Annotated in this window: 21 protein-coding genes; 18 read left to right on the top strand and 3 right to left on the bottom strand. The window is 27.7% G+C overall.

Features of this window, described 5'->3' with window-relative positions; genetic code table 11:
• The first annotated feature begins 20 nt into the window (after nt 1-20).
• The 7 genes from J2Z53_RS10305 to J2Z53_RS10275 all read left to right on the top strand — a co-directional run bounded on the left by J2Z53_RS10305 (nt 21) and on the right by J2Z53_RS10275 (nt 7,519).
• Entirely contained in the window at nt 21-917 is an 897-nt protein-coding gene (locus J2Z53_RS10305) for a metal ABC transporter solute-binding protein, Zn/Mn family (protein ID WP_209797410.1), read from the top strand.
• 103 nt (nt 918-1,020) lie between these two features.
• A complete protein-coding gene (locus tag J2Z53_RS10300; RefSeq protein ID WP_209797475.1) occupies nt 1,021-2,829 on the top strand; it encodes a MutS-related protein in 1,809 nt (602 codons plus the stop codon).
• A 29-nt stretch (nt 2,830-2,858) separates the two neighbouring features.
• Nucleotides 2,859-3,776 carry a 3'-5' exonuclease gene (locus J2Z53_RS10295; protein WP_209797409.1) on the top strand — a complete coding sequence of 306 codons (918 nt, stop codon included), beginning with the start codon at nt 2,859-2,861 and terminating at the stop codon, nt 3,774-3,776.
• 73 nt (nt 3,777-3,849) lie between these two features.
• The gene (locus tag J2Z53_RS10290) at nt 3,850-4,254 is read left to right on the top strand and encodes a CBS domain-containing protein (RefSeq protein ID WP_209797408.1); all 405 of its coding nucleotides are present in this window, start codon (nt 3,850-3,852) and stop codon (nt 4,252-4,254) included.
• 189 nt (nt 4,255-4,443) lie between these two features.
• Nucleotides 4,444-4,713, top strand: coding sequence for a metal-sensing transcriptional repressor (locus J2Z53_RS10285; RefSeq protein ID WP_209797407.1), 270 nt, complete (start codon nt 4,444-4,446; stop codon nt 4,711-4,713).
• 84 nt (nt 4,714-4,797) lie between these two features.
• The gene (locus J2Z53_RS10280) at nt 4,798-7,260 is read left to right on the top strand and encodes a heavy metal translocating P-type ATPase (RefSeq protein ID WP_209797406.1); all 2,463 of its coding nucleotides are present in this window, start codon (nt 4,798-4,800) and stop codon (nt 7,258-7,260) included.
• Nucleotides 7,261-7,309: 49 nt separating this feature from the next.
• A complete protein-coding gene (locus tag J2Z53_RS10275; RefSeq protein WP_209797405.1) occupies nt 7,310-7,519 on the top strand; it encodes a heavy-metal-associated domain-containing protein in 210 nt (69 codons plus the stop codon).
• A 36-nt stretch (nt 7,520-7,555) separates the two neighbouring features.
• Here the strand turns inward: J2Z53_RS10275 and glsA are convergent, their stop codons facing one another.
• A complete protein-coding gene (gene glsA / locus J2Z53_RS10270) occupies nt 7,556-8,482 on the bottom strand; it encodes a glutaminase A (protein WP_209797404.1) in 927 nt (308 codons plus the stop codon).
• Nucleotides 8,483-8,601: 119 nt separating this feature from the next.
• Nucleotides 8,602-9,138, bottom strand: a complete 537-nt coding sequence (locus tag J2Z53_RS10265; protein WP_209797403.1) for a hypothetical protein — start codon at nt 9,136-9,138, stop codon at nt 8,602-8,604.
• 163 nt (nt 9,139-9,301) lie between these two features.
• Between J2Z53_RS10265 and rpsA the strand changes: the two genes are divergently transcribed.
• Entirely contained in the window at nt 9,302-10,438 is a 1,137-nt protein-coding gene (rpsA, locus tag J2Z53_RS10260; protein WP_209797402.1) for a 30S ribosomal protein S1, read from the top strand.
• Nucleotides 10,439-10,504: 66 nt separating this feature from the next.
• Here rpsA and pyk read toward each other — a convergent pair whose 3' ends face one another.
• On the bottom strand, nt 10,505-11,923 hold the full coding sequence (gene pyk / locus J2Z53_RS10255; RefSeq protein WP_209797401.1) for a pyruvate kinase: 1,419 nt from the start codon (nt 11,921-11,923) through the stop codon (nt 10,505-10,507).
• Between the two features lie 178 nt (nt 11,924-12,101).
• Between pyk and J2Z53_RS10250 the strand changes: the two genes are divergently transcribed.
• The 10 genes from J2Z53_RS10250 (at nt 12,102) to minD (ending at nt 22,925) form a co-directional block, all read left to right on the top strand.
• A complete protein-coding gene (locus J2Z53_RS10250; RefSeq protein ID WP_209797400.1) occupies nt 12,102-13,553 on the top strand; it encodes an aminoacyl-histidine dipeptidase in 1,452 nt (483 codons plus the stop codon).
• Nucleotides 13,554-13,674: 121 nt separating this feature from the next.
• Complete coding sequence (locus J2Z53_RS10245) at nt 13,675-14,427, top strand: SPOR domain-containing protein (protein ID WP_209797399.1); 753 nt, start codon at nt 13,675-13,677, stop codon at nt 14,425-14,427.
• A 205-nt stretch (nt 14,428-14,632) separates the two neighbouring features.
• Nucleotides 14,633-15,202, top strand: a complete 570-nt coding sequence (locus J2Z53_RS10240) for a Maf-like protein (RefSeq protein ID WP_209797398.1) — start codon at nt 14,633-14,635, stop codon at nt 15,200-15,202.
• Between the two features lie 12 nt (nt 15,203-15,214).
• The gene (radC, locus tag J2Z53_RS10235; protein WP_209797397.1) at nt 15,215-15,934 is read left to right on the top strand and encodes a RadC family protein; all 720 of its coding nucleotides are present in this window, start codon (nt 15,215-15,217) and stop codon (nt 15,932-15,934) included.
• Nucleotides 15,935-15,952: 18 nt separating this feature from the next.
• Entirely contained in the window at nt 15,953-16,966 is a 1,014-nt protein-coding gene (locus J2Z53_RS10230; protein ID WP_209797396.1) for a rod shape-determining protein, read from the top strand.
• Nucleotides 16,967-16,970: 4 nt separating this feature from the next.
• Nucleotides 16,971-17,816 carry a rod shape-determining protein MreC gene (mreC, locus tag J2Z53_RS10225; RefSeq protein ID WP_209797395.1) on the top strand — a complete coding sequence of 282 codons (846 nt, stop codon included), beginning with the start codon at nt 16,971-16,973 and terminating at the stop codon, nt 17,814-17,816.
• A gap of 11 nt (nt 17,817-17,827) precedes the next feature.
• The gene (gene mreD / locus J2Z53_RS10220) at nt 17,828-18,319 is read left to right on the top strand and encodes a rod shape-determining protein MreD (protein ID WP_209797394.1); all 492 of its coding nucleotides are present in this window, start codon (nt 17,828-17,830) and stop codon (nt 18,317-18,319) included.
• Nucleotides 18,316-21,291, top strand: coding sequence for a penicillin-binding transpeptidase domain-containing protein (locus J2Z53_RS10215; protein WP_209797393.1), 2,976 nt, complete (start codon nt 18,316-18,318; stop codon nt 21,289-21,291). Before mreD ends, J2Z53_RS10215 begins: the two co-directional genes overlap by 4 nt.
• Before the next feature lie 172 nt (nt 21,292-21,463).
• Nucleotides 21,464-22,108, top strand: coding sequence for a septum site-determining protein MinC (minC, locus tag J2Z53_RS10210; RefSeq protein WP_209797474.1), 645 nt, complete (start codon nt 21,464-21,466; stop codon nt 22,106-22,108).
• Between the two features lie 19 nt (nt 22,109-22,127).
• On the top strand, nt 22,128-22,925 hold the full coding sequence (minD, locus tag J2Z53_RS10205) for a septum site-determining protein MinD (RefSeq protein WP_209797392.1): 798 nt from the start codon (nt 22,128-22,130) through the stop codon (nt 22,923-22,925).
• Nucleotides 22,926-22,933: the final 8 nt, after the last annotated feature.

The raw sequence follows: 22,933 nt of genomic DNA, 5'->3' as shown, positions 1-22,933 counted from the left end.
ATGCAAAAGAGGTGCGGAGTTTGAAAAAAATTATTGGAATAGTAGGGACGTTACTTATAGCAATAGGATTAATTGGGTGTTCAGCAAATGGAAAAGAAGAAACAAAAAAATCTAGTGACGGAAAATTAATGGTTACAGTTTCAATTTATCCACTAGAACAATTTACTAAAATGATTGGTGGAGATAAAGTAGATATTAAAACTTTAGTTGGGCCAGGACAAGAACCACATGACTTTGAGTTAAAGCCAACACAACTTAAAGATCTTACAAGTAGTACTTTATTTATTTGTAATGGACTTGGAATGGAAACTTGGTTTAATGATGTAAAAGGACAAATAGATAGCAGTAAAACTACTATAATTGATGCAAGTAAAGGTATTAATGTAATTAAAGATGGAGATAAGACAGATCCACATGCTTGGCTTAGTTTAAAGGAAGCAACAGTTCAGGCTAATAATATAAAAAATGCATTAATAGAAAAAGACCCTTCAAATAAACAATATTACGAAAAAAATTATGAAAACTTAAAAAAAGAGTTTAACGATTTAAATAATGAGTATAAAACAAAATTCCAAAAACTTAAAAATAAAGATTTTGTAACAGGACATGCAGCTTTTGGATACTTATGTAGAGAATTTGGATTAACTCAAAAATCAATTAATGATTTATTTGCAGATGGAGAACCAACTCCAAAGAAGTTAGAAGAACTTGCTGCATACTGCAAGAAAAATAAAATAAAAACAGTATTTTCAGAAAGTTTAGCATCACCAAAAGCTTCAGAAACTTTAGCTAGGGAAGCTGGAGCTAAAGTTGAGAAGATATATACATTAGAATCATTAGAAGATAATAAAACTTATTTAGAAGGTATGAAATATGATTTAAATGTAATCTATAAATGCTTAGAACAAGAAAATTAATTTTTAGGGGTTTGAATTAGTTAAAAAATAGAACTATTCAAACCTTTTTTTATATTTAATGTGATATAATATATGTAAAAATTAGTAAAGGAGGCGTGTTAATATTAATGCCTTAGAATATTATAAAAATAATATAAAAAAGAGTAAAAATGAAATAAATAATATTGATAAGAAGATTGCAACTATTGGGTGGGGAAGACTCCTTATAGTAATTGTAATAGTAGCTTTAGGATATGTTTTGTATAAGCAAAATAATATTCCTTTTTTAATTATTAGTGAAATAATATTGATATCTATTGGTATTTGTGTAGTTATTTATCATAATAAATTAATAAATAAAAAAGCTAACATAGAAAGATTTTTAGAGATAAATGAAAAGGGAGTAAAAAGAATAAATGGTGAGTTTAAAAATATAGATGATGATGGTGTTGAATTTATAAATGATTCACATCCATTTTCTTCAGACATAGATATATTTGGAAAAAGCTCTTTATTTCAATTAATAAATGATACTTTAACAAAGGGAGGCAGGGAAAGACTTGTAGATAATTTAACTTTAAAAATATTACCATCAAAAAGCTTAATAGAAAATAAGCAGGAAGCAATTAAAGAACTAGGAGAAAAGATAGAATGGAGACAAAACCTTCTAGTTAAAGGGAAAAGTAAAATAAAGAATAAAAATAAGGAAATAAATGAACTAGAAGCGTTCTTAAATTGGAGTAAAGATAAAAATGAAAAAAGAGGAGTAAGCAAGAAGATAATAGCTTACATATTTATATTTATAACATTTTTAAGTATAGTTTTTTCAATACTTAAAATTATGCCACCTAGTTATATATTATTAGTTTTATTGGTTAACTTTGCAGTAATAAAACTTTTAATAAAAGATAGAAGAGAAGATTTATATATGTTTAATAGCATAAAGGATACAATAAAATCCTATGCTGAAATATTAGAATCAATAGAAAAAGAAGACTTTAAATCCCAATATTTAAGGGATATAAAAGAAAACTTAAAAAATAATAGTAATAGTTCTTGTAGCAAAGAAATGAGAAAATTATCAAAATTATTAGATTGGATAGGGGATAGTTCAGGAAACGCTTATTACTTAATACTTAATATATTTATTTTCTCTGATGTATTTATAGTTGAGAATTTAGAAGATTGGAAGAAGAAAAATTCTAAGTATTTAGAAGATTGGATAGAGGTTATGAGTGAAATTGATGCATTAAATAGCATATCTAATTTATATTTTGATTTTAGAAATTGGACTTTTCCAAATATTTTAGATAAAAAAGAAGTTAAAGGAAAGAAAATAGGTCATCCATTACTTGGAGAAAAGGCAGTTAGAAATGATTATTCGCTTAAAGATAACAAAAGAGTAACTCTAATAACTGGTTCTAATATGTCAGGAAAGAGTACATTTTTAAGAACTATAGGTCTTAATTTATTATTATCTTATATTGGAGCACCTGTATTTTGTGAAGAATTTTCCTGCGGAATATTTAACATATATACATGTATGAGAACTAAGGATAATTTAGAAGAAAATACATCATCTTTTTATGCTGAAATTCTTAGAATAAAAATATTAATAGAAGCAACAAAAAAAGGAGAAAATGTATTCTTCTTATTAGATGAAATATTTAAGGGAACTAATTCAGTAGATAGACATACTGGAGCAACAGAACTTATAAAACAATTAATAAACGGGGGTGCTATTGGTCTTGTATCTACACATGATTTGGAGTTATGTGATTTAGAAGAGATTGATAGTAGAATAGAAAATTATAACTTTAGAGAATATTATGAAGATAATAAAATAAAGTTTGATTACAAGTTAAGAAAAGGCAAGAGCGAAACTCAAAATGCTATACATCTTATGAAGCTTGCAGGTATTGAATTTAAATAAAAAGGAGAGAAAAGAGAGGAACCTTTTATATGGGATATATAATAATGGATTTAGAATTTAATAACTTAAATAATATAACAAAATATTATCCTAATTTTTATGATGATTATCCAGAATTAAAAGAACTTAATATACAAAATGAAATAATAGAAATTGGTGCTATTAAAGTGGATAAATATATGAAGGTGATAGGGAGGCTTAAAACTTATATTAAGCCTTCAATTATACCTATATTAAATCCTGAAATAACAGAAATAACAAATATAACAGAAGATGACCTAAAGCTTGGAGTAAGTTTTGAAGAAGGAATTAGACAACTTAAAAATTTTGCAGAAGATGATGTAGTATGTTCTTGGGCAAAGGATGATATTGCACAAATTATTATAAATGCACATTATCATAAGTTTAAAGATTTAAAGTGGATTAAAAAATATTTAGATGTACAAGAATATTCCAGTAAGATTTTAGGTATGAAAAAATCACTAAGTTTAAAAAATGCACTTAAAAGATTAAATATAAAAATTGATAATAAGCTTCTTCATGATGCATTAAATGATGCACAGTTTACTGTTCAAGTCTTTAAAAGAATTTATAATTATAGAATAGTTAAAGAGTATATAATAGATGATATATATGATATGCCAGCAATAACAGTAAAGGAACTTAGTGGTGTTAAATTAGATTATTCAAAAGTTAAGTCTTTATGTCCAAGGTGTAATAAAAATTTGGACTTAGATTTTGAATATATGCCATATAGATGGAGATTTTTATCTGTTGGAAAGTGCTCAAAGTGTAATGCCTCAGTTCTAAGTGAGATTATAATTAAAAAAACACTTCATGGAGATATTGTATATTCTGAAATAGGTACTATTATAGATAATTTAGATTATTCAGATTATAGTTATAAATTAGATAAATATTTTCTTAAGAAAGAGAAGGCTTTATAACAATGTTAATAAAAATATGATAAAATAGAATTATAAGGTATATAAATAAAATATAAAAAGGAAAGGGATAACTATGAATATAGCATTTTTTCTTACACCTAAAAATGAAGTGGTTTGTGAGAATTTAGAATCTACAATGAGACAAGTTATGGAGAGAATGGAACATCACGGCTATACTGCAATTCCATTAATAGATAAGAATGGAAGGTATGTTTCTACTTTAACTGAAGGAGATTTGTTATGGAAGCTTAAAAACACTCCAGAACTTAATTTTAAGAATACAGAAAGTGTAAAAGTAAAAGATATAAAAACAAGAAGAAAACATAAAAGTGTTTCAATTAATGCAGATATTGAAAGTTTAATATCCCTTGCAGTTAATCAAAATTTTGTTCCTGTTGTGGATGATGAAGGAATATTTATAGGGATTATAAAGAGAAGTGATATAATAAATTACTGTTATAATGAGATAATGAAATAAATATGTTTATAATTAAGAACTTAACAAAAAATAATGTTAGGTTCTTTTGTTTTGGAAAAATTTACTTAATACAATTTTTATGAATAAAGTTAAAATAAAAATTAAAGTAGTTGACAAGGTTCATCAATTAGAGTATATTTTTAATCAATAAGTACACCCCTATAGGGAGGGGTAAGGAGATGATATATAATGAATGAAGATAAGAAAAAAGCAGTACAAGTTCTAAAAACTTGTAGAGGACAAATAGATGGAATTATAAAAATGTTAGAAGAAGGAAGATATTGTATTGATATATCAAATCAAATAATAGCATCCCAAGGATTACTTAAAAAAGCTAATAAACATGTATTAACACAGCATATGCATCACTGCGTAAAGGAAGCTTTTAATAATGAAGAGGAAAAGGATAAAAAGATTGAAGAAATAATAAGCATTTTAACAAAGCTTATAGATAAATAATATTTTTTATATTGAGATAAAATTTTAATTTAAAAATATAGTTTAAAACTAAGTTATAAAAAATTCATAAAGGAGGGGAATGATTTGAAAAAAGAATTTAAAGTAAATGGAATGACTTGTGCATCCTGTTCAAGTAGAATTGAAAAAGTATTAAATAGAACAGATGGTGTTGAAAATGCAGTAGTAAATCTTGCAACAGAAAAGGCTACTGTAAAATTTGATAAAGATATAATTTCATCAGAGGATATTATAAATAAAATTAAAAAAGCAGGTTATGGTGCAGAGGAGTTAGAGGATGAAACTTCATCAGAAGCTCATGGACATTTTAAAATTAATGGAATGACTTGTGCCTCTTGTTCAAGTAGAGTTGAAAAAGTTATTAATAAATTAGATGGTGTAAATAGTGCTACTGTAAATTTAGCTGTTGAAGATATGAATGTAAAGTATGATAGAAGAAAAATCTCGGTAGAAGATATAGAAAATGCAGTTAAAAAGGCTGGATATGAAGCTATTGAAATAAAAGAAGACAACAAAGATGATAATAAAAAAGAAGGAGAAGAAAAAGTAAAGAAGGCTAGAAATAGATTTGTTTGGTCTTTAGTTTTTGCAATTCCTCTTATGATTATTTCAATGGGACCTATGATTGGAGTTCCTGTTCCTAGCATTATAGATCCAAATATTAATCCATTTAATTATGCCTTTATTCAATTAATATTAGCATTAATAATAATTTTTATAGGTAGAGAATTTTTTATTCATGGATTTAGAAACTTATTTCATTTAAGTCCTAATATGGATACTTTAATTGCCCTTGGAAGTAGTGCAGCTACTATTTATGGAATATATGCTTTAGTTAAGATAATTAGTGGAGAGACTCATTTTGCACATCATTTATATTTTGAATCAGCAGGTATGATTGTTACATTTATAAGTCTTGGTAAATTTTTAGAGGCTATAACTAAAGGGAAAACATCAGATGCAATAAATAAGCTTATGGGTCTTGCACCAAAGACAGCTACAATAATAGTTGATGGAAAAGAGAAAACAGTAGGAATTGAAGATGTTAGGGTTAATGACATTATATTAGTAAAACCAGGAGAGAGACTACCAGTTGATGGAGAAGTTGTAGAAGGAACAACAAGTATAGATGAATCTATGCTTACAGGAGAAAGTATTCCAGTTGATAAAAATCCAGGAGATGAAGTTTTTGGAGCAAGTATTAATAAGTATGGAATGTTTAAATATAAAGTAACTAAAGTTGGTAAAGATACAGTTCTTTCAAAAATTATTAATTTAGTTGAAGATGCTCAAGGTACAAAGGCACCAATTGCAAGACTTGCAGATGTTATTTCAGGATACTTTGTACCAGCAGTAATAGTACTTGCAATAGTATCAGCTCTTGCTTGGCACTTTATTGGAAATGAAAACTTAGAATTTTCATTAAATATATTAATATCTGTTCTTGTAATAGCTTGTCCTTGTGCTTTAGGATTAGCAACACCAACAGCTATTATGGTAAGTACAGGTAAAGGAGCTGAAAATGGAGTTCTTATAAAAAGTGGAGTTGCCCTTGAAGAGGCTCATAAAATAAATACAATTATATTTGATAAAACAGGTACAATTACTGAAGGAAAACCAAAGGTAACAGATATTTTAGGAATTTCCATTGAAGATGATGAACTTCTTAAAGTTGCAGCAGCTGCTGAAAAAGGCTCAGAACATCCTTTAGGGGAAGCAATAGTTAATGAAGCTAATGATAGAAAAATAGAATTACCTCTTGTAAAAGATTTTGTATCAATTCCAGGAGAAGGAATTAATACAACTATTGAAAATAATCATATTGTTATTGGTAATAGAAAGATTATGGATAGAAATAATATTGATATTTCATCTATTGAAGAGAAGGCTAATAATTTTTCAAAAGAGGGAAAAACTCCAATGTTTGTTGGAATTAATGGAAGCATTAGAGGAATAATTGCAGTTGCAGATACTGTAAAAGAAAACAGTTCAAAGGCAGTTAAAGCACTTCATAATATGGGAATTGAAGTTGTTATGCTAACTGGTGATAATAAGGGAACTGCACAGGCAATTGCAAATGAAGTTGGAATTGATAGAGTAGTATCAGATGTATTGCCAGAAGGAAAGGCAAATGTAGTTAAAGAAATACAAAGTGAAGGTAAAAAAGTTGCTATGGTTGGGGATGGTATAAATGATGCTCCAGCACTTGTAACTTCAGAAATTGGTATAGCTATTGGTTCTGGAACTGATGTTGCGATAGAATCAGCAGATATTGTACTTATGAGAAGTGATCTTTTAGATGTTGTTACTGCAATTCAATTAAGTAGGGCAACAATTAAAAATATAAAAGAAAATTTATTTTGGGCATTTGGTTATAATGTTTTAGGAATACCAATTGCTATGGGTATACTAAAATTATTTGGAGGACCTCTTTTAAATCCAATGATTGGAGCTTTTGCAATGAGCTTAAGTTCAGTTTCAGTTTTATTAAATGCTTTAAGATTAAAAAGATTTAAACCAAAATTCTAAAAGACAAAAAATAAATTTATATAAATTAAATAAATAAGGAGTGATTATTATGACAAAATTTGAAATTAAAATTGATGGAATGGGATGCCAAAAGTGTGTATCTAATGTAGAAAAAGCATTTGCAGGTGATTCAAGAGTAAAAGGATATGAAGTAAACATTGGAGATGCAATTGTATATGGAGATTTAACTGAAGAAATTGTAAAAGAAATAATTGAAGATGCAGGATATGATTTAAAATCAATTAAGGAAGTTAAATAACAAAAAAGGAGCAGATTAAAAACTGCTCCTTTTTTGTTATTCAAATATATTTAAATCAAACTTTTGAGAGATGTCTTGTAATAGGTGCATTCCAGCAACGCTATTACCTTTTTCATCTAAGGCTGGGCTAAAAATACCTATGCCATATCTTTTAGGAACAACAGCTAATATTCCTCCACCTACACCACTTTTGGCAGGAATTCCAATATGAACTCCAAAAGTTCCAGATTCATCATATAATCCACAGGTAACCATTAAAGATTTTACTATTGTGGATATTTCTTTTGAAACTAATTTTTCGTTATTCCAAGGTAATACACCATTATTAGCAAGCACAGCTCCAAGTCTAGCTAGACTTAGTGCAGTAACCTCTAAGGAACATTGCTTAAAGTAAGAATCTAAAACTTCTGAAATTTCACCCTTAATCATGTTATTTCCTTTTAAATAATATGCAAGAGATCTGTTTATATCTCCTGTTCTTTTTTCAGATAAATAGATTTCTTCATTTAATTTTATATCAGGATCATTAGTGATTTTTCTGAAGAATTTTAAAATACGATTACTTCTTTCTTCTTTATTTAAGCCTTTTACTAAAGACGTAGCAGTTATTGCTCCTGCATTTACAAAAGGATTAGTTGGTTTATTTCTATGGTTTATTTCCATATTTAGTATTGAATTAAAGGCAAATCCAGTTGGTTCTGTATCTATATTTTCAAATACTGTATCTAGTCCATTATCTAAAGCAGCAAGGATAAGTGTTGGAACTTTTGATATACTTTCAATTGCAAATCTTGTGTTATAATCTCCTGAAAAATATTCTTTATTGTTATTTTGCAAATCTATAATTGCAATTCCTAGTTGATTTGGATTAATTTTTGCAAGTGCTGGTATATAAGTAGCTACATGCCCATTTTTTATATATTTTTTATTTTGTTCTACTAAATCATTTAATAATTCGAACATAAAATCACCTCTATTATTGTTGATTAGATTTAAAATATATTATAAAAATAACCAAATTCACTTATTTAAAATGAGCATAGCATTTAAAAAATAGTTATTCAATTAATTAACTATGAATTTTAATTAAGATATTTCTTTAATTCTTCATTTATATTTATCACTTCATCTTCATATTCTGTATTTGTAATAAAGTTTTCTGTAATTATAAGTTCTTTTCTTAAATTTTTTTCTATTTTTGAAAAATTTTTTATGCATAATAAAGTTTTACTATTTAGTTTATTCTCATAGTTTAAAACTATATTGTCATATTCTTCTTCTAAATTTTTTAAGAGATTTTGTATTTTTGATTTACAGTTATCCAATTTATTAATTTTTTTTTCTAAAGCTTTTATTTCTAAATCAAAGGAGAACTTTTTATTTAAGCCTCTTTTAGCAAGGGATATATTATCCTTTTCTATTGCAATTTTAATTTTATTGTGAAGGTCATAGGATCTATCTTTAAGCCACTCCATATCTCCATTTAAAATAGATAAATTATCTAATAAATTAGAAAAATCCTTTGATCTAGCATCCAAAATAGTTTTTAAATTAATTATTTCTTCATATTTTTTTATGGACAATCTTCTTTTAAAGTTTAATTTTTTTAAAATCTCCATAATTACCTCCAATAACTTAAGAATATTGTTTATATAATTACTATATGAATGATTAGTGATATAATGTTTATATTAAATATGGGCTTTTTCTTGTATTAAATTTAATGATAGATTAAAATTAAATTTGAAGTATAGCTTGGAAAGTTATAAGGAGTGATTTTAAATGGCAAATGAAAATACTATGGGACAGTTACTTGATTCTTATGATGTAAAGAGAATAAATAAAGGGGACATATTAAACGGTAGAGTTATAGATGTAAATGATAAAGAGGTTACAGTTGATATAAAATATGCCTTTGATGGAATAATCTCAAGAGAAGAACTTACTGTAGATGATAAAAATCCATTAGATGTTGTAAAGCCAGATGATGAATTTAAGGTTGTAGTTCTTTCACCAAATGATGGGGATGGATTTGTAAAGTTATCAAGAAAGAGAGCTTTATTAAAGGAAGAAAGAGAAGAAATAAGAAAAGCTTTTAAAAATGGAGAAACAATAAAAGTTAATGTTTCACAAGAAGTTAAGGGCGGATTAGTTGCATATTATGGATCAATTAGAGTATTTATACCAGCATCTCTTGTTTCAAGAGAAAAGATAGATATAAAGACAGTAGTAGGAAAAGAATTAGAAGTTAAAATAATAGAGTTAGATTTTAATAATAATAAAGTTGTAGCTTCAAGAAGAGTTATTGAAGAGGAAGCTTATGAAAAGAAACAAAACGAGCTATGGAAAGAACTAAAAAGTGGAGAAAAGAGAAAAGGAATAGTTAAAAATATAGTTAAATTTGGAGCATTTGTTGATATTGGTGGAATACAAGGATTAATTCACATAAATGATTTAGCTTGGGAAAGAGTTAAAAGAGTTGAAGACGTTGTTAAAGTTAATGATGAAGTTTGTGTTTATGTTGGAGATATAGATTTAGAAAATAGAAAAGTATCATTAATATTAAAAGATGTAAATAAAGAACCATGGACAGTCCATGGAGATTCAATAAAGACAGGAGATACTTTAAGTGGAAAGGTTGTAAGACTTACAAGTTTTGGAGCTTTTGTTGAAGTATTTAGTGGAATAGAAGGCTTAGTTCATATTAGTGAAATAACTGATGAAAATATAGCTAAACCAAGTGACGTTCTAAAGATAGGTCAAAATGTTAAGGTTAAAGTATTAAATGTTGATAAAAATGAGAAGAAATTAGCATTAAGCATTAAAGATGCTGTAGAAAAAAGTAATGATTATTTACAATATGTAGATAATGAAGATGATGGTGTAAGTCTTGGAGACTTATTTAAGGATTTATTTTAATACAAAAAAATGTTATTAGTTTTTAAAAGCTCCTTTAGTATATACTAAAGGAGCTTTATTTTAATATTATACTCTTTCTATTTTTAACATATTTGTTCCACCAATATGAGCTGTTGGCATACCAGCTGCAATTACTATTTCATCATTTTCTTTTACAAAATCATAAGTTTTGGCTCTTTGTTTAGCTTCTGCTATTATTTCATCTGTTGTATTAAACATTTTGCATTTAGCTGGAATTACCCCAAAGTTAAGTGCTAAACCTCTCATTACATAATCAAAAGGTGTAATTGCAATTATTGGAGGTTTTGGTCTATACTTTGAAAGAAGCTTTGCAGTAGCACCACTTTTTGTTGCTGCAACAATAGCTTTTGCACCTATTGCATACGAAGTTTTACAGGCTGAATAACTTATTGCATCAGCAAATGAAGTATTTGATGGTTCAGGTTCTTTAGATAGTAAATGACTATAATCTAAATTATCTTCAGTTTCCTTTGCAATTTTAGCCATAGTTTTAGCAGCTTCTATTGGAAAATTTCCAGAAGCACTTTCACCACTAAGCATAATTGCATCAGTTCCATCAAAAATTGCATTACATATATCACAAGCTTCAGCTCTAGTTGGAATAGAATTTCTTATCATAGAATCTAGCATTTGAGTTGCAGTAATAACTATTTTACCAGCTTTATTACATTTTTTTATTATTTTCTTTTGAATTATAGGAACTTTTTCTATTGGAATTTCAACTCCCATATCTCCACGGGCTATCATTATACCATCAGCTTCTTCTATTATTGAATCTATATTTTTAACACCTTCATGATTTTCGATTTTAGCAATTATTTTAATATTAGAACTTCCTTCATTTTTCAATATATTTTTTATATCTAATATGTCAGATGATTTTCTAATAAAAGATGCAGCAATAAAATCAACACCATTTTTACAACCAAATATTATATCTTCTTTATCTTTTTCAGTAATAGATGGAAGATTTATGCTAACATTTGGAACATTTACTCCTTTATGATTTTTTATTATTCCAGGAACTTCCACTATACAATTAATTGATTTTCCTTTTATATCTTTAATTCTAAAAACTAAAAGACCATCATCAACTAATATAGTTCCACCTGGTTTAACATCTTTATAAAGGTCATCATAGGAAACTGAACATTTTGTGTTATCTCCAAGTATTTCTTCTCCACATATAAAAGAAAATTCACTTCCTTCTTTTAAAATAGCTTCGTCCCCTTTAAATTTATGAGTTCTTATTTTAGGACCTTTAATATCTAATATGATAGCAGTAGATGAACACATTTCTTCTCTTAAACTTTTAATTAAGTCAATCTTTTCTTTATGAGTTTCATGAGTTCCATGGGAAAAATTAAGTCGTGCAGCACTCATACCTATTTTTATAAATTCTTTTAAAACTTCTTTTGAGTCACTTGCAGGTCCAATAGTAAAAATCATTTTAGTTTTTTGCATAAAATTCACCTCTTAATTTTTATTAGAAATTCTTTAGTATAATATTTTTTAGTATATACAAATTTATATAAATTAGATTTAAAAATTATAATTTAAATATAATAAAATGTAATACTGTGATATACTAAAATTATCCATAATATAAATTTATTATAAAATAATAGGAGGTAGATAGGAAATGGGTATTTTAGAAAATATTGAACCAAAGTTAGTTTTCAAATATTTTGAGGAGATTTCAAATATTCCAAGAGGTTCAGGAAATGAAAAGGAAATGAGTGACTATTTAGTTTCATTTGCTAAAAAGCATGGATTAGAAGTTATTCAAGATGAGGTATTAAATATTGTTATTAAAAAACCTGCATCAAAGGGATATGAAAATGCTCCAGGAGTTATTCTTCAAGGTCATATGGATATGGTTTGTGAAAAAAATAAAGATACAGTACATGATTTTACAAAAGATCCAATAGAGCTAAAGATAGATGGAGATAATATATATGCAAATGGAACAACTTTAGGTGGAGATGATGGAATTGCAGTTGCATACTGTATGGCAATATTAGCTGATGATACTATAGAACATCCATCTCTTGAAGTTTTATTAACTACAGATGAAGAAACAGGAATGACAGGTGCTGAAAATATATCACCAGAAAATATTGATGGAAAAATATTATTAAATATTGATTCAGAAGAAGAAGGTGAACTTTTAGTAAGTTGCGCAGGTGGTATAAGAACTAGAGCAATAATGCCAATTACTTGGGAAGACAAATGTGATTGTCAAGAAGCTTTAGAAATTAAAATAAAAGGCTTAAAAGGTGGACATTCAGGAAGCGATATAACTAAAGGTCGTGCAAACTCAAATAAAATAATGGCAAGATTATTAAAAGGTATTTCTGATAAATATGATATAAGATTAGCTTATATAGAAGGTGGAGCTAAAGATAATGCTATTCCAAGAGAATCTGAAACAATAATAACTGCTAAAAAAGAAGATATTAATAATATAAAAAATGAAATCGTTAAATTAGAAGAAATATTTAAACATGAATTTAAGATTCAAGATCCAGATCTAACTATAGAAGTAGTAGATCATGAAGGAACTAAAAAGACTTTTGATAAAGAATCTACTAAAAAAGTAATAACACTTTTATATCTTTACCCAAATGGAATTAATACAATGAGCAAAGCAATTCACGGATTACCTGAAAGTTCAACAAATATTGGTGTTGTTGAAACTGACGGAGATAAAGTTAGAATAGCTAGTGCTGTAAGAAGTTCAGTTCCATCATTAAATGATGAAATAGTTTTAAGAAGCAAAACTTTAACAGAAACATTAGGTGGGGAACTAATAACAGAAGCTCCATACCCAGCATGGGAATATAAAGAAGAATCAAAGATAAGAGAAATATGTAAAGATGTATATAAGAAAATGTATAGAGAAGATCCAAAGGTAGTTGCAATTCATGCAGGCGTTGAATGTGGACTATTTGAAGAAAGAATAGGAGACTTAGATATGATAAGCTTTGGACCAAATATTTATGATGCACATACTCCACAAGAACATATGAGTATAAAATCAGTTAAAAATGTTTGGGAATATTTAGTTAATGTTCTAAAAGAAATAAAATAATATCTTTATAAATTTAATTAAAAAATACTCACCTTATTTTAGGTGAGTATTTTTTACATAATGAATATTATTAAGTCCCTTTTAATATATTTTAATTAAGTAATATTTTAGGAGGGGTAAAATGGGATACACAAGATATAATTATAAACCAAGAAAAAAGCAAGGTGGAAACTTTTTTCTTGGAGGGGTAATAATTATACTTTTAGCTATAGTCATTGGATTACTTCTTGGAAAAGTTTTATTTCCAGTTGGTGATGATGAAAATAAAGTAATAGTGGAAGATAAAGAATATAATAAAGAAAATGATAAGATAAATGTTAATGCAGAAGAAAGTAAGGATACAGAAGCTTCAACTGGAATTTTAAAAAAAGATGAAAAAAAAGAATTTACTATTATTCAATGTGGAGTTTATAGCAAAATAAAAAATGCAGAGAATGCTTTAAGTGAAATTCCTTCAAGTTTTAACAAATTAATAATTGAAGAAAAAGGAAAATTTAGAGTAATAGCAGGAATATATCCAAAGGAAAAGGCAGATAAAATATCAGATGAATTAAATAAGAAAAAAATAACTAATGTAAAAATAAATTGTAATTATTATATTAATGATAAAGATGAAAAAATTACTTATGAAATTATTACAGGATTTATGAAAATTTTAAATAAATTAGAAAATACTCAAGTAAGAAGTGTAAATACAACAGAATTTAAAAAATGGATGAGTGAATTATTAAAAAATTCAAATAATAAAATAGAAAATCAAGAGATTATAAATTTAAAGAAACATATAGAAAAGCTACCTAAAGAGTTAGATAGAAAGGGTGCAAAAAAATCTTTAGAATTTATATATAAAATGCTTATAAAACATAGACAGTAAGCAATTCTTAAAAAAAAATTAATTCTATTTTTATAGATGGTTTTTACTTGTTTATGATCTTATAAAATGATAAACTATATTAGGTGTAGTAATCTTTTTTATTAAAGGATACTACACCTAATATTATTTAAAAAATATGATAATTTATCAATGAATATATTAATATACAAAAGATAAATTACATATTTTAACAAAGAGGGATATTATGAAGTTTATTTTAGCATCAGCCTCTGCAAGAAGGCAGGAACTATTAAAAAGAATAGTAAAAGATTTTCGCATTATAGTAAGCGATTTTGATGAAAATAATGTGAAATTCAAAGGTGACATTAATAAGTATGTAGAGGAAATTGCATTAGGAAAAGCTAAAGCAATTCTTAAAAATGCAACTGATGATGACATAATAATATCAGCAGATACAGTCGTTTCTTTTAATGGAAATATATTAGGAAAACCTAAGGATGAAGAAGATGCTTTTAAAATGCTAAAAATGCTTAGCAAAAATACTCATGAAGTTTACTCTGGAGTTTGTATTATAAACAATAAAACAAAAGAAATATTATGTGAAAGTTTTAAAACAGAAGTAACTTTTTCAGAAATTAGTGATGACCAAATAAATGAATACATTGAAAGTGGAAGTCCTCTTGATAAAGCGGGAGCTTATGGAATACAAGATAATGGAGGAGTTTTTGTAGAAGGAATAAAAGGTTGTTACTATAATGTAGTTGGATTACCACTTAATTCAACATATAAGATGATTAAAAGAATAATGAAATAATTTTTATAGGGGATGGGTATTCTAATAAAGATAAGGAGAATTTTAGTGAATAATCTTAAAATATTAGATATGCCAGAAGGTGAAAGACCTAAAGAAAAATTATTAAGATATGGTGCAGAATCTTTAAGTAATCCAGAACTATTAGCAGTTATTCTAAGAACTGGTACTAAAGGAGAAAATGTATTAAATTTAAGCCAAAAAATAATTACAAAACTTGATGGATTAAATGGCATTTTAAACGCATCTATGAAAGAGATGACAAAAATAAAAGGTGTAAAAGAGGCAAAAGCATCACAAATACTTGCGATTGCAGAACTTTTTAAAAGGTTTAATACCTATAAATCTTTTAATGAAATCAAGAGAATTAATTCACCTAAAGATGTCGCAAATATGTTATATGGTGAAATGGGAACAGATAATCAAGAAGTGTTGAAATTAATAACATTAAATACTAAAAATGAAGTTGTTAAAATTAAAGATATTTTTAAAGGCAGTTTAAATTCATCGCTTGTTCATCCAAGAGAAATATTTAATGAAGCAATAAAAAATAGTGCAGCTTCAATAATAATATGTCATAATCACCCATCAGGAGACCCAACTCCAAGTAGTGAAGACATTAATGTTACTACCAGAATTAATGAAAGTGGAAAGATAATAGGAATTAATCTTATTGATCACATTATAATAGGTAGAAATAATTACGTAAGTTTAAAAGAAAAAGGAATATTATAATCGAAAGGGGAATGAAAAATGGGATTTTTCGGAACTAGTAAAGACATGGGAATAGATTTAGGAACAGCTAATACACTTGTATTTGTAAAAGGTAAAGGTGTAGTTCTTAGAGAACCATCAGTTGTAGCTATAAATAGTACAACAAGAAAACCACTTGCAGTTGGTACAGAAGCAAAGATGATGATAGGTAGAACACCAGGAAACATAATTGCAATAAGACCACTTAGAGATGGTGTAATTGCAGATTTTGATGTTGCACATACAATGATAAAATCATTAATAGAAAAAGCAGCAAGTAAAAGTGCATTTAAAGCACCAAGAATAATAGTATGTTATCCTTCTGGAGTAACTGAAGTAGAAAAGAGAGCTATTGAAGAAGCAACTAAGCTTGCAGGAGCAAGAGAAGTTATATTAATGGAAGAACCAATGGCAGCAGCAATTGGAGCAGGACTTCCAGTAAGTGAACCAACAGGAAGTATGATAGTTGATATCGGTGGAGGTACTACTGAAGTTGCAATTATTTCACTTGGTGGAATAGTTACAAGTAGATCTTTAAGAGTTGCTGGTGATGAATTAGACCAATCTATAATAGCTTACATAAAAAAAGAATTTAATTTAATGATAGGTGAAAGAACTGCTGAACAAGTTAAAATGGAAATAGGTTCAGCATATAAAGTTGATGATGAAGAAAGAAATATGGAAATCAAAGGTAGAGATTTAATTACAGGACTACCTAAAGTAGTAGAAATAACAGAAACACAAATTAGAGAAGCTCTAAAAGAGCCAGTATATGCAATAATTGAATCAATTAAAACAACACTTGAGAAAACACCACCAGAACTTGCGGCTGATATAATGGAAAAGGGAATAATGTTAGCTGGTGGAGGAGCAATGCTTAAGGGATTAGATGTTTTAATAATGAAAGAAACTAATATGCCTGTACATATTGCAGAAACACCATTAGATTGTGTTGTTCTAGGAGCTGGAAAAGCTTTAGAAGATTTCGACAAAATTAGTAAGGAAGATAGATAGAGACATGAAGCGTCTTAAGAACAAACTGGCAGTCACTATAATAGTGCTGTCAGTTGCATTTTTAGGATTAATTATTTTTACATTTCAAAACCCTAATAAGGATGTAGTTGAAAGTGGTGCAGGTGCAGCATTAAATCCAATACAAAAAATTGCATATACAGCTAATTCAAAACTTAAAGAGTTTGTGGATTTATGTTTGAATTTTTCAACAGTTAAAGCTGAAAACAAAAGTTTGGCTGCTGAAAATGCAAAATTAAAACAAAAGTTACTTGAATACTCAGATTTAAAAGCGCAAAATGATGAGCTTAGAAAAGTATTAAAATTTAAAGATTCAAGAGATGATTATAATTATATAGCTACTAATATTATAGGTTATAGTGGAGGTAATATATTAGATGGTTATATTGTAGATAAAGGCAAAAATGATGGTATAGAAAAAGGTATGATTGTTATAGCTGCTAATGGATTAGTTGGTCAAGTTACTTCAGTTGCTAGTAACTGGTCAATAATAAAGAGTATCTTAAATGAAAATGTTGCAGTAAGTGTTAAAGTAGATAGTACAAAAGAAAATACTGGAATATTAAGAGGGTATAGAGAATCAGATGGAACATCTGTATGTAAAGTTGAAAATCTTCCAATGGACTCTAATATAAAAGTTGGAGACACAATAGTTACATCAGGACTTGGTCAAATATATCCTAAAGATATAATGATTGGAAAAGTAGAATCAGTTGAAGAAGATAAAGTAAATGTAATGAAAAACGCAGTTGTTAAACCTAATGTAGATTTTAATAAACTTGAAGAATTATTCATTGTAGTACCTAAAGATAAACGTGATATTAAGTATTAAGAGGTGATGATATGAAAAAAGTTATAGTAGTTTTAATATCAATACTTTTATTAGTACTTGATAATGCAGTAATGCCATTTATAGGTATATATAATGCATTTCCTAGTTTACTATTTACTTTTGCAATTTTATATTCATTAATAAATGGATATTATGATGCAGTTTTTATTGGAGTAGTTAGTGGATTACTTCAGGATATATTTTTTTCAAGTGGATTTGGAATAAATTCTTTAGTTAATTTATTTCTATGTTTAGTAGCAGCTTATATAGGAAACGGAGTATTTAAGAAAAGAAAATTAGTTCCTGTAGCAACTGTCTTTGGACTTACAATTATAAAACATTTAATTATCTTTGTAATATTTTATCTTATGAATTACAAGGTAGTTATAAATAATATACTTCTAGTTGCAATATATAATTCGATAGTAGCATTCATAGTATATAGATTTGTATTAATGTTTTCTAATACTGAAGATGTAAACAATAAGTGGAGGTTTAGATGATAGTTAACAAGCCAAAAAACAAAAAGAAAAAACTTTCCAGATATACAGTACTTACTATAATAATGCTTATAATATTTTCTGCAATAACTATGAAACTTGTTTATTTACAAATATATAAGCATGATGATTATGAAGATAGAGCAAACCAAAACGCCACTAGATTTATTGCTGAGAAAGCTCCAAGAGGAGAAATATTAGATAAAAATGGTAATGTATTAGCAACTAATAGACAGACTTATACATTAACATATACAACAACAGATGATGCAAAGAAAAATTTTTATAATACTATGGCGTCAATCTTTAAAATTTTAAATAGTAATGGAGAAAGTGTTCAAGATGATTTACTTTTAAAAGTAGATGATAAAGGTCAATTTTATTACGCATACAAAGATTCCTCTCCTGACAATCAACAATATGAAAAACTTAGATTTTTAAAAGATAGAGGAATGAATGAACAAGTTCAAAAAGAACTTTTTGGAGAAGATAGTAAAGACTTAACAGATAATCAAATATCTGAAATAGATCAAAAATTATTACAAGTAACTCCACAACAAGCTTTCTATTATTTGGTAAAAAGCTACAATATGATAGAACTTGTTAATCCAAATCCTAGTGATGCAGAGAAGTCAGAATACAAAAAAATGAGTGGTGAGCAGCTAACAAATCTTATTTTAAAAAAGTATTCATTACAGGATATAAGAAATTATATGGTTGTTAAAGATGCTATAAAGATGCAAAGTTTTAAAGGCTATAAATCTGTAACTATTGCTAGTAATATAAAGAAAGATACAGCATTTATAATATATCAAAAACTTAATGATCTTCCAGGTATTGGTGTTGAGCTTCAACCAGTTAGAGAATATCCTTATAAAAATTTAGGATCTGCTGTAATAGGATATGTTGGTCAAATTGACAGTTCATTAGAGGATGATTATAAACTAAGAGGATATGATCCTTCAACAGATCTTATTGGTAAATCTGGTATAGAAGCCGCTTTTGAAGATGAACTTAAAGGAGTTAAAGGTGGTAAGACTGTTAAGGTTAATTCAGAGGGAAGAATAACAGAAGAGTTATTTAAGTTAGAATCATATCCAGGAAATAATGTAAATTTAACAATAGATAAAAATGTTCAATATGCAATGCAAGAAGCATTAAAGGATACAATAAATCATGTTAGAACATCTGCTTCTAGTGATGGACATGGTTTTCCAAATGCTACAAGAGGGGCAGCACTTGCTATAGATGTTAATACTGGTAAAATACTTGCTCTTGCAAGTTATCCAGATTTTGATCCTAATCTTTTTGCAATTCCAGGTCAACTTACAAAGGATCAAACAGAAAAATATTTTTCACCTAACCTTGAAAAGTTTGGTAAGGAACTTATAAGAAAGACAGGAGTAAAAAAATCTGTAGATCAGTTATTCCCTAAAGATAAAAATGGATATAGAACAGATCCTTATGACTTGTATCCAAAGCCATTTTATAATTATGCAACACTTGGTACATTACCTCCAGGATCAATATTTAAGCCATTAACAGCTGTTGCTGGACTTGAAGAAGGAGTAATTAATCCAGATACTGTTGTAAATGCAACAGGTAAATTTAATATTCATCCTGAAACATTTGGTAAAGGATTCGGTCCAGTATGTTGGATATATCCAGGAAGCCATGGACCTACTAATGTTGAAAAGGCTCTTCAAGTTTCATGTAACTTTTTCTTCTACGAAACAGCTTATAGGCTATATATGAAAAATGGAGGAGATACTAATAGGCCAGAATCATTAAATGCTATTGCAAAATATGCTTGGAAATTTGGACTTGGTGTTGATCCAAATAGTAAAACAAATCCTTCAACAGGAATAGAGATAGAAGAAAATACTAGTGGTCAAACATACAATTTTGATTCAGTAAAAGAAAATACAATTGCTCTTTCAAATTTTGAATTAGCAGGTTATTTAGAAAAAGAAACATCAAATGGCTCAGATGTTGCAAGTTATTTAGGCACATATACTTTTGTTCCTTTTGATTTCTCTTATAGAGATGATGACTCTGAAAAATTAAAAGAATTTAAAGTAGATTTAAAACAAAAAATTAAAGATAGATTTGAAGCAGTAGGAACTGGAAAAGCACTTTCAAATCAAGACGCTTTTGCATTAAGTATTTTACCAGATGTTAAAGGCATAATGGAGAATTCAGATCTTTATAAAAATAATGTTAAGAAATATGAAAGTAAATATAATAAACAAGTAAAGATAGATGAACAAGCTTCAATTGTATCAAATGCAATTTCAAGATATGTTGTTACTGATAAATCATCAGAAATGACATCACCAGCTCAGCTTATTTATGCAGGAATAGGTCAAGGTATAAATCACTATACTCCTCTTCAACTTGGAGCATATATATCAACTCTTGCAAATGGAGGAACAAGATATTCTCTTCATTTAGTTGATAAGATAACAGATCCACAAGGAAATATAGTGGAAGAATTTAAACCAAAAGTACTTGAAAAAATAAATCTTAAAAAGTCTACTATTGATGCGGTTAAAGCTGGTATGAGAAGAGCTAATGATGCTGAAGGTGGTACAGCTTCTGCAATATTTAGTTCATTCCCAATACCAACAGCTGGTAAAACAGGTACAGCGGATTATAATAATAATCAAAGAGAATATGGTAGAGAACCATATGCAACTTATGTCAGCTTTGCTCCAATTGATAAACCACAAATTGCTTTTGTTGGTGTTATATATGATGGTGGACATGGTTCTTATACAGCTCCAGTTGCAAAAGCAACTTATGAAGCATATTTCAAAGATGAAATATTAAAAAAATATCCAGAATATGCAAAGAGCTCATCAACTTTTAAGAAGTATGTATTAGATGCACCAAAAGATAATAGTGAGGCTAGCAAAAAGAAGCAAGAGGAAAAGGATAAAGAAAAAGCTGTAGATAACTCAAAAGATAAGTAAGATTAAAAATAACAAGAAACAACATTAGATTACTATATATCTAATGTTGTTTTTTATCTTTAAAGAAAAAACTAAACTACAAATACTTACATTTTAATGCTATAATAGTAGAAGGAATTTATTATGTTTTGTAGAATAATGTATAGTGATAGAAATTGGTGGAGGGAAACCAATAATGGATGATAAAATAATTATAAAAGGTAATAGAAGTGGTTTAAGTGCTATTATAAATATGAATAAGTTTAGTAGTTTTGAAGAAATGCTTGAAAATTTAATAGAAAAGCTATCAAAAGGAAAGCGTTTTTATAAAAATTCAACTTTAACAATAAGTACTAGCCTAAATTCAATTAATGAGAAAAATCTAACACATCTTAAAGAAGTGTTGTTTGATGAGATAGAAATAAAAGACATTATATTACAAGATGAAATATGTAAAGAAAAAGATAAAGAGAAAAAAATTTTTTCAGGAGTATATGAAGGTAGAACAAAGTTTTTGAGAAAAACAGTAAGAAGTGGACAGTGTATAAACTATAATGGAAACATTGTTATAGTTGGTGATGTAAATAGTGGAGCAGAAGTTATAGTAACTGGAAACATTATTGTTTTAGGAAGTATAAAGGGGAATGTTAGTGCAGGCTCTAATGGAAATTCCAAGGCGATAATTGCATCCTTTAGTCTTCAACCAGAAATTTTGAAAATTGCAGATGTTATAGCATTATCACCAGATACAGAAAAGCCAGAGTTCCCAGAAGTGGCAAAAATAAAAGATGGGGCAATAATAGTAGAACCGTATTTACCGAATAAATATATTTATTAAAACTTGGAGGGATTGTTAAATGGGAGTATCTATTGTAATTACATCAGGAAAAGGTGGAGTAGGAAAAACTACAACAACAGCTAATATTGGTACGGCATTAGCTGCACTTGGCAAAAAAGTTGTTGTTGTTGATGGAGATACAGGACTTAGAAATTTAGATGTATTAATGGGATTAGAAAATAGAATAGTATATACTATAATTGATGTTTTAGAAGGAAGATGTAGATTAAAGCAAGCCTTAATTAAGGATAAAAGATTTCCTAATTTATGTCTTTTACCAACAGCTCAAACAAGAGATAAAGATGATATAAGTGCACAACAAATGCTTAAGATTGTAAAAGAATTAAAGGAAGATTTTGATTATGTAATAATAGATTCTCCTGCAGGTATAGAACAAGGTTTTGAAAATTCAGTAGTTGGAGCTGATAAAGCAATAGTTGTAGTAAATCCAGAAATAACATCAGTTAGAGATGCTGATAGAGTAATTGGTAAACTTGATGCAAAAGGATTAGAGGATCATTCTGTTATTATAAATAGAATGAATTATGCTATGACTCAAAGAGGAGATATGCTTGATGTAAGTGATATAATTGAAACACTTTCAATTGAACTTATTGGAGTTGTACCTGATGACAAGGAAATAACTGTTTCCACAAATAAAGGAGAACCAATAGTTTTAGAAGAATCAGCAAGAGCTGGAGAAGCTTTTAGAAATATAGCAAAGAGAATAACTGGTGAAAAAGTACCTTTTATGGATTTAAATGAAGAACCTCAAGGTTTCTTTGGATCTATAATGAAGTTATTCAAGCGTAAATAGGGGGTATT

This window comes from Clostridium moniliforme (assembly GCF_017873235.1).
GTDB lineage: Bacteria > Bacillota > Clostridia > Clostridiales > Clostridiaceae > Clostridium > Clostridium moniliforme.
The sequence above is the reverse complement of the archived record's forward strand: the minus strand, read 5'-3'. Positions and strand labels throughout refer to the sequence as shown.

Coding starts and splice junctions, on each gene's coding strand:
- mreD (WP_209797394.1), top strand. CDS start 17,828: ATGAAAAAAGTTATAGTAGTTTTAATATCAATACTTTTATTAGTACTT.
- J2Z53_RS10250 (WP_209797400.1), top strand. CDS start 12,102: ATGGGTATTTTAGAAAATATTGAACCAAAGTTAGTTTTCAAATATTTT.
- mreC (WP_209797395.1), top strand. CDS start 16,971: ATGAAGCGTCTTAAGAACAAACTGGCAGTCACTATAATAGTGCTGTCA.
- J2Z53_RS10265 (WP_209797403.1), bottom strand. CDS start 9,138: ATGGAGATTTTAAAAAAATTAAACTTTAAAAGAAGATTGTCCATAAAA.
- pyk (WP_209797401.1), bottom strand. CDS start 11,923: ATGCAAAAAACTAAAATGATTTTTACTATTGGACCTGCAAGTGACTCA.
- minD (WP_209797392.1), top strand. CDS start 22,128: ATGGGAGTATCTATTGTAATTACATCAGGAAAAGGTGGAGTAGGAAAA.
- radC (WP_209797397.1), top strand. CDS start 15,215: ATGGGTATTCTAATAAAGATAAGGAGAATTTTAGTGAATAATCTTAAA.
- rpsA (WP_209797402.1), top strand. CDS start 9,302: ATGGCAAATGAAAATACTATGGGACAGTTACTTGATTCTTATGATGTA.
- J2Z53_RS10295 (WP_209797409.1), top strand. CDS start 2,859: ATGGGATATATAATAATGGATTTAGAATTTAATAACTTAAATAATATA.
- J2Z53_RS10245 (WP_209797399.1), top strand. CDS start 13,675: ATGGGATACACAAGATATAATTATAAACCAAGAAAAAAGCAAGGTGGA.
- J2Z53_RS10290 (WP_209797408.1), top strand. CDS start 3,850: ATGAATATAGCATTTTTTCTTACACCTAAAAATGAAGTGGTTTGTGAG.
- J2Z53_RS10240 (WP_209797398.1), top strand. CDS start 14,633: ATGAAGTTTATTTTAGCATCAGCCTCTGCAAGAAGGCAGGAACTATTA.
- J2Z53_RS10230 (WP_209797396.1), top strand. CDS start 15,953: ATGGGATTTTTCGGAACTAGTAAAGACATGGGAATAGATTTAGGAACA.
- glsA (WP_209797404.1), bottom strand. CDS start 8,482: ATGTTCGAATTATTAAATGATTTAGTAGAACAAAATAAAAAATATATA.
- J2Z53_RS10215 (WP_209797393.1), top strand. CDS start 18,316: ATGATAGTTAACAAGCCAAAAAACAAAAAGAAAAAACTTTCCAGATAT.
- J2Z53_RS10285 (WP_209797407.1), top strand. CDS start 4,444: ATGAATGAAGATAAGAAAAAAGCAGTACAAGTTCTAAAAACTTGTAGA.
- J2Z53_RS10275 (WP_209797405.1), top strand. CDS start 7,310: ATGACAAAATTTGAAATTAAAATTGATGGAATGGGATGCCAAAAGTGT.